This window comes from Corallococcus llansteffanensis (genome assembly GCF_003612055.1).
GTDB lineage: Bacteria > Myxococcota > Myxococcia > Myxococcales > Myxococcaceae > Corallococcus > Corallococcus llansteffanensis.
Window position 1 is genome coordinate 1 of sequence record NZ_RAWB01000371.1, and the last position, 10,008, is coordinate 10,008.

The following is a 10,008-nucleotide window of genomic DNA, read 5'->3' on the forward strand; positions in this document are numbered from 1 at the left end:
GCTCACAGGCTGGCCGAGGCCAGGTTGGGCAGCTCGGCCCGGCGCGAGAAGAGGCTGCGGAAGTAGCCATCCGGGGGGACGGGGGCCGGGGTGTGGTTCTCCACCGCGATGGGCAGGTCCTCGGAGAGCACCGCCTGGTTCTGCGTGTCGCGCCGGGGCGTGCGGCCGGTGGCCACCACGCTGATGCGCACCGAGCGCAGGCCTGGCGTGAACTCGGGCTTGAGCCCGTCCTGGAAGACGTAGCTGGCGGCGTCGCCGGTGTTCGTGGCGTCGATGCCGAAGGCCACCTGGAAGTCCTCCACGAAGTCCTGCACCACCACCGGGTCCCCCATGTCCATGAAGGGGCGGCCCACGATGTCCGCGGCGGGCTTGCCCTCCGCGCGCAGCAGCGCCTTGCGGCCCGTGGACGGGTTCGGCCCGATGAAGAAGTGCAGCACCCGCGCGGGATACACCAGGTCCCCGCGCTGGAAGCCGCCCTTGTGGGGCGCGTTGGAGAAGCCCGGCACGCCGGACTCCGAGTAGCTCACCGTGGCGGTGGGCGGGTTGCTCGTCACCGCCGTCTGGGTGAGCAGCGCGGCGCTCTTCATGTTGCTGGCCACCAGCATGGGGGTGGCCGGAGCGGCGCCGCTGGGCGTGCCCACGCAGTTGACCTGGAGGGCGCCGGTGCCCGGCTGCACCACCGTCATCGCCGCGCCGGGCGCGCAGTCGCGGCCCAGGTAGTTGCGGTCCGGCACCACCAGCCACAGGTCGTCGCTGCCCCCGGTGCCCGGCACGTTGCCGGTGGTGGTGGCGGTGAGCACGCCGGTGCCCGCGCCGTCCCCGCCAAAGACGGGGTTGATGCGCTGGGACACGCCCGAGGACACCACCCACAGTCCGTCGGACATGCCCGCGCCGGCCTGCCGCACCGCGGACAGCAGCAGCTCCCCCGCGAGGCGCGCGTGGTCGTGGCTGTCCGCCACGTGCTCCGTGTTGTGCACCACGCGCCCGCCCGCCAGCAGCAGGGCCGCCGCCGCCGCGAGGATGATGGTGGCGAGCCCCGCGGCCACCATCGTCTCCAGCAGCGTCATGCCGCGCGCCAGCGGATGCGGCCGCGTCCTGGATTCCATGCGACGCCTCATTGGACGAACACCTCGCTGTGGATGAGCGCGCGCTCCAGGCTGTCGCCCTTGCGGAACACGCGCGTCCAGACGGTGAAGGGCTGGGCGCCCGCGGGCACCAGCGCCGCGGAGGCGGGCGGGAGGTCCTTGGGCAGCCCCTTGGTCACGAGAATCTCCCGGCAGTAGGCGTCCCTGGGCAGGACCGCGTCCGGGGTGGCGGCCGTGCAGGGCGTGTTGGCGGGCACGCCCGTCAGCGGCTGCACCTGCCCGGTGGGCAGCACGCGGAAGTAGGCGCCAGTGCCCACGTCCGCCACCACCGGGGGGCTGGGGTCCAGCACCCACGGCGCCGTGCCGAAGGCGATGTCCGGCGGGAACAGGGCCGGCCGGTTCACGGCATTGCTCAGGAACTCCGCCTTGGACGCGAGCCACATCCGCTGGACGCGCGCCTCCAGCAGCATGCGCCGGCCCTGGAGCACCTGGCCGTCCTTCACGTCGCGCGTGGCGGCCACCATGCCCATCACGGCGCCCACGGCGGCCAGCGCCAGGATGCTCATGGAGATGAGCACCTCCAGCAGGCCGCTGCCGCGCGCGGGGGCGCGGCGGGAAGAGGGAAGGGGGCTCATTCGAAGAACCTCTGGCTCCAGTTGAGGAGCTGGTAGAGCACGCCGTTGCTGCCGTTCACGGAGTCCTTCGTGTTGGGGCTGGAGGGACCCTCGTTGGAGCTGTTGCTGATGGTGTAGACGTTCAGGGCGCTGACCTCCGCGCCCACCACGATGTCCTGGGACGAGGTGCCGTTGTCGCGGTGGTAGACGGCCACGCCGCCGTAGTTGGCGAGCGTCGAGCCGGGCACGCGCACGGCGGCGGTGGCGGCGGAGGTCGTCGTGTTGCCCAGGTCGATGCTGTAGGTGGAGCCCCGGACGCTGCCGCTCAGGAGCATGGGGTCGTTCACCGACTGCTCCGCGGTGCTGAAGTACGCGGTGCGCCCGGCGATGGTGATGTTGCCGTAGATGTGCTCGGGCGCCGCGAAGATGAGCGGGAAGGGCGACGGCTCCTGGAGCACGCCGTACTTCACCTCCTCCGTGTGGGCCGCGCCCGCGGGGATGGCCGTGCCGTTCAGCCGCTTGCCGTCCATGCCCAGCGGCAGGCGCAGCTGCTGATCCAGCAGCAGCGCGTGGAGGCGGCTGTCGACGGTGTCCGGCACCCAGTCCATGCCGGCGGTGCCCACCAGGGCCACGAGCTTGCCCTTGTAGCCCGCGAAGGCGGAGCCGGCGCTGGCGTCCTGGGGGATGCGCGCGAGGCCCACGTTGGTGCTGATGGGCTGGCTCGTCGCGGGCAGGGTGCCGATGTCCATCGCGGTGTACTTGCAGGGGCTGGCCTCCGAGCAGGCGGGGCCCATGCGCGCCACGTTGACGTTCATGCCGGTGGAGGCATCCAGCTCCCACATGCGGCCCTCCATGTCGCCCACGTAGAGGCGCGAGGCGCCGCTCGTGTCCTGCGACACGGTGGGCGCGGCGGGCGCGCTGTTGTCCACGCCGCTCGTGTAGGCCTGCTGCCACTGCCACAGCTTCTGGCCCGTGGCCGCGTCGATGGCGAACACCTGCACGCCCTTGGGAGGCGTGCCCGGCGAGTCCGTCACCGCCAGCGCCCCGGAGCTGCTGGAGGCGACGAAGACGGCGTACACCGGCTCCATGCCCAGGCGCCCCACGCCCACGGACAGGCCGCGCGAGCCACCCAGCCCGCTGTAGTCATAGAGGCCGCTGGGAAGGCGGCCCGGATCCGACTTGGGCGGCAGCAGGAAGAGGCTGGTGTCCTCGTCCCAGGTGTACGTCCAGGCCGTGCCGCCCTGGGCGCGGTCCGCCAGCGCCACCACCGCGTGCGGCGCGCTGGAGGTGCCGTAGTGGCTGCCCACCAGGTGCCACAGCAGCACCGGCTTGAGCGGGTTGGTGACGTCCAGGGCGAAGAGGTCGCGGCCGGACTGGCCCACGTTGGCCACGAGCACGGTGTGCCACTCGCGCCGGCCAGTGCCCACGAAGTCCGCGAACACGTCGAACACCACGGGCGCGCTGTTCACCCGCGCGGTGTTGTTGCGCAGGCCCGACAGCTGCGTGGCGGGCAGGAAGCTCCAGAGCTCCGTGCCCGGCAGGGGCGGGGTGCCCTGGCGGAAGAGGCGGGCGAAGTCCGTCTTGAAGCGCGCGGTGGCGTCCTGGTTGGGGAACTGGAGGGTGTCCGCCGGGCCGTCGTAGAGGCCGCCACCGGAGACGTAGAAGGCGTGGAGCTGACCGTCCAGGCCCGCCGCGTAGGCCACCGTCGGTCGGGCGTGGACCTTGTCCGGGATGTTGGCGCTCGCGGGCACGACCACGGGCGAGGAGTGGATGAAGCCGCCCAGGTGCGCGCGGTTGTCCGCGTCGAGGTTGTTGCACTGGCTGTCGGAGGGCTCCAGCACCGGGGTGCCGGTGCCGTCGTGGCGCGTGCTGGTGGCGAAGCAGAAGCCGCGCACGCGCTGGAGCATCTGCGCTACCACGGGGAAGTCGTTGGTCAGCCGGGTCTTGTTGAGCAGCGCGTCCGTCACGCCGAAGTCGGAGCCGCCCACCTGCTGCGTGTACTGCGTCGCCTGCTGCAGGTCGCACACGCCGTCAGCGCCGCTCACGAAGTCGAAGCGGAAGCTGCCGTCGCGCGACGTGGCGCGGCTGAGCTTCATCACGTCCACGCAGCCGGGGTTGGGGGCGCTGGCGTAGTTGTTGTTGATGCGGGTGCCGGAGACCTCCTCCGGCTGCCAGCCCACCTGCAGCACCCCGTGCGGCGCGCTGCGGTTGGGGCCCAGCATCGGGTTCACCTTCACCTCGCCGCCGAAGTACGTGAAGAGGTTGCGTGCGCCCGGCAGGGGCATGCGCGCGTCCGCGTTCCAGAGGGTGCCCTCCGACAGCGCGTTCTCGCCCTGGTTCAGCGAGTTGCCGCCGATGAGCGAGTGGGCGCGCAGCGTGCCCGGATAGTAGGGGAACACCCAGTGCGAGCCCTGGGCGGGCGTGTACGTGTCCACGCCGGGCGGATAGCCCGACACCGCGTCGTAGGAGGTCTTGAACAGGACGGCGCGCGAGCCGTTGGTGTCGCTGCCGTTGAGGTCGTCCAGCGCCACCGGGGCGGACACGGTGCGCTCGCTCTGCAGCGGTTCGGAGCCCAGGTTGAGCAGCGTGTTGAGCACGATGCGCGTGCCGGCGACGCTGCTCTTGAAGTCGTGGCCCGCCAGGTAGACGACGGTCGCCTTCTGCGGGTCGTTGTCCTTCTGGTTGAAGGAGAAGAAGTCGTGACCGCGCTTGTTGCTGACGGCCACGTCGGTGGCGCTGTCGTAGCGCTCGCCGTTCGCGTAGTCCTCCCAGCTCACCGCCAGCCGCCGCACGCCGGACTTGTAGGTGGCGGCCCGGTAGTTCTCCGTGTGGCCCGCCACGTTGTTGAAGCGGAAGTCACCCATCTGGGAGAAGGGGTCGCCCGGGTTCGGGTAGAGCATGCAGGCCGGCCGGCCGCTGGCCAGGGCCAGGTAGTCCGGATCCGTGCAGTTGCGGCCATCCCAGCTCGCGCCGCCGCCCAGCTTGTTGATCTCGAAGTTGGTCGCGCCCTGGAAGCGCGAGCGGGTCATGGGGGTGTTGTCCGGGCGCTTGCTCGTCTCATAGGACCAGATGCTCGCGCACTCGGCGAACAGGCCGTTGCCGCGCTGGTCGGTGAAGTAGGCGATGTTGTTGAGGACGTTCTCGCGCTGGTTGACGGCGCCGTCCCCGTTGGAGCTGTACTCGGCGCGGACGCTGTCGCCAATCTCCCAGTGCGGCGCCCAGAACACGCGGTAGCGCGGCTTCTGGGTGGCCGGGTCGATGGCGTTGAGCAGCCCGTTCCGGTACGTCGCCGTGGAGATGAGGTCCGCGTTGGCGTGGAGCGCGTCGTAGATGAGGCCGGGGCGGCCACCGTTGAGCGTGCAGGTGGTGGTCGTCCCCTGCGGGCAGCCGCCGGCGCCCGGGAAGTCCAGGCCCGCGTTGCGCAGGTAGTCGTCCAGCATGCCGCCCTTCACGAACGAGCTGTCGTTGGCGTCGTTGTCGTCACGATCCAACAGGGCGATCTTCGGGGGCACGCGGTTGAGGCGCCGGCCGATGGGGGCGTTGAACTCGATGGTGGCCTGGTGCATGCGCACGTAGAAGCAGCCACTGTTGTTGGTGAAGGTGTCGCAGTTGCACGTGGTGCGGAACTTGTTCGGCGCGTCCGGCCCGGTGGAGGAGTTCAGGAAGTCGAGCGCGTTCTTCGCGTCCTTCGCGTCGATGATGAAGCTTGCGCCCATGTACTGGACGTTGCGGAAGCCGCTGGCGGTGTTGAGCGTCTTCTGCGCGAAGTTCGGCCGGGCCTCACCGGTGGTGGTGGCGAAGTTGTCGACGTCGGCTTCCGGGAACAGCCCCCCGGCGGGCAGCGGCACCAGCGGGGGCACCGGGACGACCGGCGCCGCGCTCGGGTTGGTGATGTGGAAGTCGCAGCCGTCATTCCAGCTGGGGTCATTCCACTGGCCGTTGTTCGGCGTGGGCGGCAGGTGCTTGTTGGTGGGCACGCACCGGTTGGGAGACCGCTTCGCGTCGTCGATGGCCAGGTACACCGTCACCGGGTGCGCCGCGTTGAAGCCGCCCGCCTCGTTGGACTGCAAGAGGCGCCACACGAGCCCGTAGGCCGACAGGCTGCCGCAGCCCTGCTGGAAGGTGGCCTGCTCCGGGATGATGAGCGAGCCCTGACTGAAGGTGACGATGTCCGTGGCCGATGCGGGCACGGCCACCAGCAGCGCCAGGCCCAACAAGGCGCGCCGCGACGAGGAGGCTCCGAAAAGGGAGTGTGCCAAGGGTTCACCGGGGGTGGGAGACCAGCTACCCCCTGGGGTCGGGGGCACCCGTGACGTGTGCACACGGTGTGCCCTGGCGATGACGGCGTGCCCTCCGGGGAAGCCCTGGAAAGAAACCGTGTCGTTGTGGACAGGCAGCACCGGCGGCTACGCAAACCTTGCGAGGTCCGCACGGGGCTGCATAGCGGCAAACGTCTAGTCGCCGACCCTGCCGCCGCGGCCGGCCTTCTTTTCGGAGGTGCGCTTCTTCTCCTCCAGGCGGCGGCGCTTGGAGCCTGCGGTGGGGCGGGTGGCCTTGCGGACCTTGGGGACGAAGGTGAGGGCCTGCAGGCCCGCGCGCAGCCGGCGCACGGCGGCGTCCTTGTTCTGCGATTGGCTGCGGCGCTCGGTGGCGGTGACGGACAGCTCCGTGGGCGGGTGGCTCAGGCGCACGCCGCTGGCGGTGGTGTTGCGGTGCTGTCCGCCCGGGCCGGAGGCGATGAAGAACTCCACGTCGCAGACCTTCAGCAGGGCCTCGTCATCCAGGGCGAGGGCGGCCCGAGCGGCCTGGCGTCTTGCGGGGGCGATGGGCGTCGTCGGCGTCATGGCGATCCTCAACGTAGCGTCGGGGGGACGACACCGGTACCGCCCACCTGACGCCGGCCTCCCATTCCTCACGGAGAGCCCTCCGCCCGCCGGCCGGCAGAGCCTCTCTGATTGAGTGGTGATTTTATCATTTTGAGATAGAGGGCGGCGCCCGTGGAGGTGGATTCCAACGTTTTCAATGGGTTGTGGGGTGGCCTAGAGGTTGCTCTAGGAGGGTGCATTCACCCGTTGAAGGCACCCGAGGACCTCTCCATGGCAATCCAGACCTGGCAGCTCGACACGACGCACACCACCGTGGGCTTCACGGTGCGGCACATGGTGGTGGCGAAGGTGCACGGCCGCTTCACGCGCTTCGAGGGCAAGCTGACGCTGAACGGCGACGACTTCACGAAGGCGGCGGTGGAGGTGAAGCTGGAGGCGGCGAGCATCGACACCGGCGTGGAGGCGCGTGACAACCACCTGCGCTCGCCGGACTTCTTCGACGTGGCGGCGTTCCCGAAGCTCATCTTCCGCAGCAAGCGCGTGGAGGCGGTGAAGGGGAACCAGTACCGCGTGGTGGGCGACCTGACGGTGCGCGACGCGACGCACGAGGTGGTGCTGGACGCGGAGCTGCTGGGGCGCGTGAAGGATCCGTTCGGCACCGAGCGCCTCGCGTTCCAGGCGACGACGCACCTGGACCGCAAGCAGTTCGGGCTCACCTGGAATCAGGCGATGGAGGCGGGCGGGGTGCTGGTGGGCGAGCGCGTGGACATCAGCCTGGACATCCAGGCGGTGCCAGCCACGCAACCGGCGGACAAGGCGGCCTGACGCCCGCGCGCGTGCGGCGCAACACCGGCGCGAGCAGTGAATCTGAAGAGAGCAGGAGCGACATCATGATCTACGTACGAACGTCCGAAGCGCGAGGCCATGCCGACCACGGCTGGCTCGATTCCCACCACACCTTCTCCTTCTCGGACTACTACGACCCGGACTTCATGGGGTTCCGCTCGCTGCGCGTCATCAACGAGGACACCGTCGCGCCGCGCCGGGGCTTCGGCAAGCACCCGCACCGGGACATGGAGATCCTCACCTACGTGGTGAGCGGCGCCGTGGAGCACCGCGACAGCATGGGCACGCAGGCGGTCATCCGCCCCGGCGAGGTGCAGCGCATGAGCGCGGGCACGGGCGTGCTCCACAGCGAGATGAACCCGCTGGATGAGCCGCTGCACCTGTTGCAGATCTGGCTGCTGCCGGAGCGCCAGGGCCTGCCGCCCGGGTACGAGCAGAAGCGCTTCGACAGCGAGGAGCGCAAGGGCCGCTTCCGCGTGGTGGCGTCGCGCGATGGGCGGGACGGGTCGCTGACGGTGCACCAGGACGTGGTGCTGTCCGCCACGACGCTGGGCGAGGGCGAGGCCGTGGACTACACGCTCGCGCCCGGTCGCCACGCGTGGCTGCAGGTCATCAAGGGCGAGGCCACGCTCAACGGCGTGGCGCTCAAGGCCGGTGACGGCGCGGCGGTGTCGGAGGAGACGGCGCTGGCGTTCGCCGCGAAGGCGCCCACGGAGGCGCTGCTGTTCGACATGGCCTGAAGCCAGGCCTTCCGGCCTCCTGCTAGAAGTTGCGCAGGTTGAACGTGAAGCCGGTGGTGGCGGTGCGGCCGTCCTCGGCCGTGGCCACGAAGCGCGTGATGACGGGGATGAGGCTGAGCGAGCGGTCCGTGTTGACCGCGAGCTCGGCGCTCGTCTGGTCCGCCTCCAGGGTCAGCGGGTCGGCGCTGAGGCGGCTGGTGTTGTTGGGCGTCACCATCGTGATGACCAGCCGCCCGGTGAAGCCCGCCGCGCGCGTCACGGTGACGGTCGTCCTGCCGCGCGCGCCCGGGATGAGGTTCACCTGACGGGGCTCCACGGCGACGGAGAAGTCCGGCTGGGTGACGGGCGGCTCCAGGATGGCGATGGCGACGCCGCTGCTGGCGGTGACGGCGTTGGCCGGATCCTCGGCGATGAAGGCGATGCCCCCCACGCCGAAGGCGGTGGTGCCCGGCGAGACCTCGATGGAGAGGGTGGCGTTGACGATGGTCTCCCCTTCCGGGAGGGAGAACTCCGGGCCCACGGTGACGCCCGCGGGCGCTCCCGCCACGCGGACGCGCACCGCGCCCGGGTTGTCCGCGATGCGCTGCACGGCGATGTTGTAGGGCACGGTGTCCCCGGGCGTCACCGTCACCGTGTCCTCGCCCCCCCAGTCCAGCCGGTAGTACGGCGTCCCGCTGCCGCAGCCCAGGGCCAGTGCGCAGGCGAGGATGGCGAGACGGGACAGGGGACGTGACATGGGAGGTTCTCCAGGGTGGCGAAGCGGGGCTTGAGCATGGGCCGGCGGAGACGGCACCCGCAAGCGGCACGGGGGGAAGGGCGGACGTCAGCGGAACAACGAACAGGCCGCCAGATAAGTCCCGACGTGGGCCTCCAGCGAAGGCGTCAGCGGCTTCGCGTAGCCGCCGCCCAGCGTGAGCACCGCGGGCAGTCCGCGCTCGCGCGCCGCGCCCAGCACGCGCAGGTCCCGCTCGCGCAGGCCCGCGTGGGTGAGGGACAGCCGGCCGAGGGTGTCCTCCGCGAGCGGATCCACGCCGGCCTGGAAGAACAGCAGGTCGGCGCGCGCGGACTCCAGGACGTGGGGCAGGTGGGCGTCGAGCGCGGCCAGGTACTCCGCGTCGCCCGTGCCGTCCTCCAGCCCCAGGTCCAGGTGCGAGGGCTGCTTGCGGAACGGGAAGTTGTGCTCGCCGTGCATGGAGAAGGTGAAGACGGACGCGTCCCCCGCGAAGGTGGCCGCCGTGCCGTTGCCCTGGTGCACGTCCAGGTCCACGACCACCGCGCGGCGGATGGCCCCTTCGGCCTGGAGCGCGCGGATGGCCACGGCGATGTCGTTGAAGACACAGAAGCCCTCCCCGTGGTCGGGGAAGGCGTGGTGCGTGCCGCCGGCCAGGTTGGCGCCGAAGCCGTCCTCCAGCGCGGCGCGGGCGGCGGCCAGCGTGCCCCCCACGGAGGCGAGCGCGTTGTCCACGAGCCGGGGTGACCAGGGAAAGCCCAGCCGGCGCAACTCCGCGTCCGTGAGGGTGCCGCCGAAGAAGGCGTCCAGGTAGCGCGCGGTGTGCACGCGCTCCAGGTCGGCCCGGTCCACCCGGGGGGCCTCGAGGAGGGACCCAGGGGCGAGGATGCCCCGCGCGAGCAGGGCCTCGCGCAGCAGGCGGTACTTCTCCATGGGGAAGCGGTGGCCCTCGGGGAGGGGCACGGCGTACCGGTCGGAGTGGAAGACGCGCACGGTGGGGAGGGGCGTAACGCCCCATCGCGAGGGGTGCAACCGGTGGCGTAGACCTTCTGGCGGACCTGTCCGTTACAGGAGCAGGCGGCGCGTGATGCCCGCCCCGCTGTCCGCCCTCCGGAGCCCACCATGAACCTGAAGCCCCTCTCGCGGGCCGTCCTGACGGCCCGCGAG

The 10,008-nt window shown here is 70.9% G+C and carries 8 protein-coding genes; 2 read left to right on the plus strand and 6 right to left on the minus strand.

Translation table 11 applies throughout. The features are described 5' to 3' along the window. Positions 1-2 precede the first annotated feature (2 nt). The 4 genes from D7V93_RS28550 to D7V93_RS28565 all read right to left on the minus strand — a co-directional run bounded on the left by D7V93_RS28550 (position 3) and on the right by D7V93_RS28565 (position 6,543). The gene (locus tag D7V93_RS28550; RefSeq protein ID WP_244237565.1) at positions 3-1,106 is read right to left on the minus strand and encodes a PilW family protein; all 1,104 of its coding nucleotides are present in this window, start codon (positions 1,104-1,106) and stop codon (positions 3-5) included. Between the two features lie 8 nt (positions 1,107-1,114). Beyond that, positions 1,115-1,720, minus strand: a complete 606-nt coding sequence (locus D7V93_RS28555) for a PulJ/GspJ family protein (RefSeq protein WP_120646397.1) — start codon at positions 1,718-1,720, stop codon at positions 1,115-1,117. Next, positions 1,717-5,958 (minus strand): pilus assembly protein, encoded by a 4,242-nt coding sequence (locus tag D7V93_RS28560; protein ID WP_120646398.1) that lies wholly within the window; start codon positions 5,956-5,958, stop codon positions 1,717-1,719. The genes D7V93_RS28555 and D7V93_RS28560 overlap by 4 nt, the downstream gene beginning before the upstream one ends. Before the next feature lie 195 nt (positions 5,959-6,153). Continuing rightward, complete coding sequence (locus D7V93_RS28565) at positions 6,154-6,543, minus strand: peptide chain release factor-like protein (RefSeq protein WP_120646399.1); 390 nt, start codon at positions 6,541-6,543, stop codon at positions 6,154-6,156. Positions 6,544-6,795: 252 nt separating this feature from the next. Between D7V93_RS28565 and D7V93_RS28570 the strand changes: the two genes are divergently transcribed. Then, complete coding sequence (locus tag D7V93_RS28570; RefSeq protein WP_120646403.1) at positions 6,796-7,350, plus strand: YceI family protein; 555 nt, start codon at positions 6,796-6,798, stop codon at positions 7,348-7,350. A gap of 65 nt (positions 7,351-7,415) precedes the next feature. Further along, positions 7,416-8,111, plus strand: a complete 696-nt coding sequence (locus D7V93_RS28575) for a pirin family protein (RefSeq protein ID WP_120646400.1) — start codon at positions 7,416-7,418, stop codon at positions 8,109-8,111. 22 nt (positions 8,112-8,133) lie between these two features. Here D7V93_RS28575 and D7V93_RS28580 read toward each other — a convergent pair whose 3' ends face one another. Both D7V93_RS28580 and D7V93_RS28585 read right to left on the minus strand, forming a co-directional pair. Further along, a complete protein-coding gene (locus tag D7V93_RS28580; RefSeq protein WP_120646401.1) occupies positions 8,134-8,847 on the minus strand; it encodes a hypothetical protein in 714 nt (237 codons plus the stop codon). A gap of 87 nt (positions 8,848-8,934) precedes the next feature. Then, positions 8,935-9,873: a histone deacetylase family protein gene (locus tag D7V93_RS28585; RefSeq protein ID WP_244237566.1), complete on the minus strand. Its 939-nt coding sequence runs from the start codon at positions 9,871-9,873 to the stop codon at positions 8,935-8,937. Positions 9,874-10,008 lie beyond the last annotated feature (135 nt).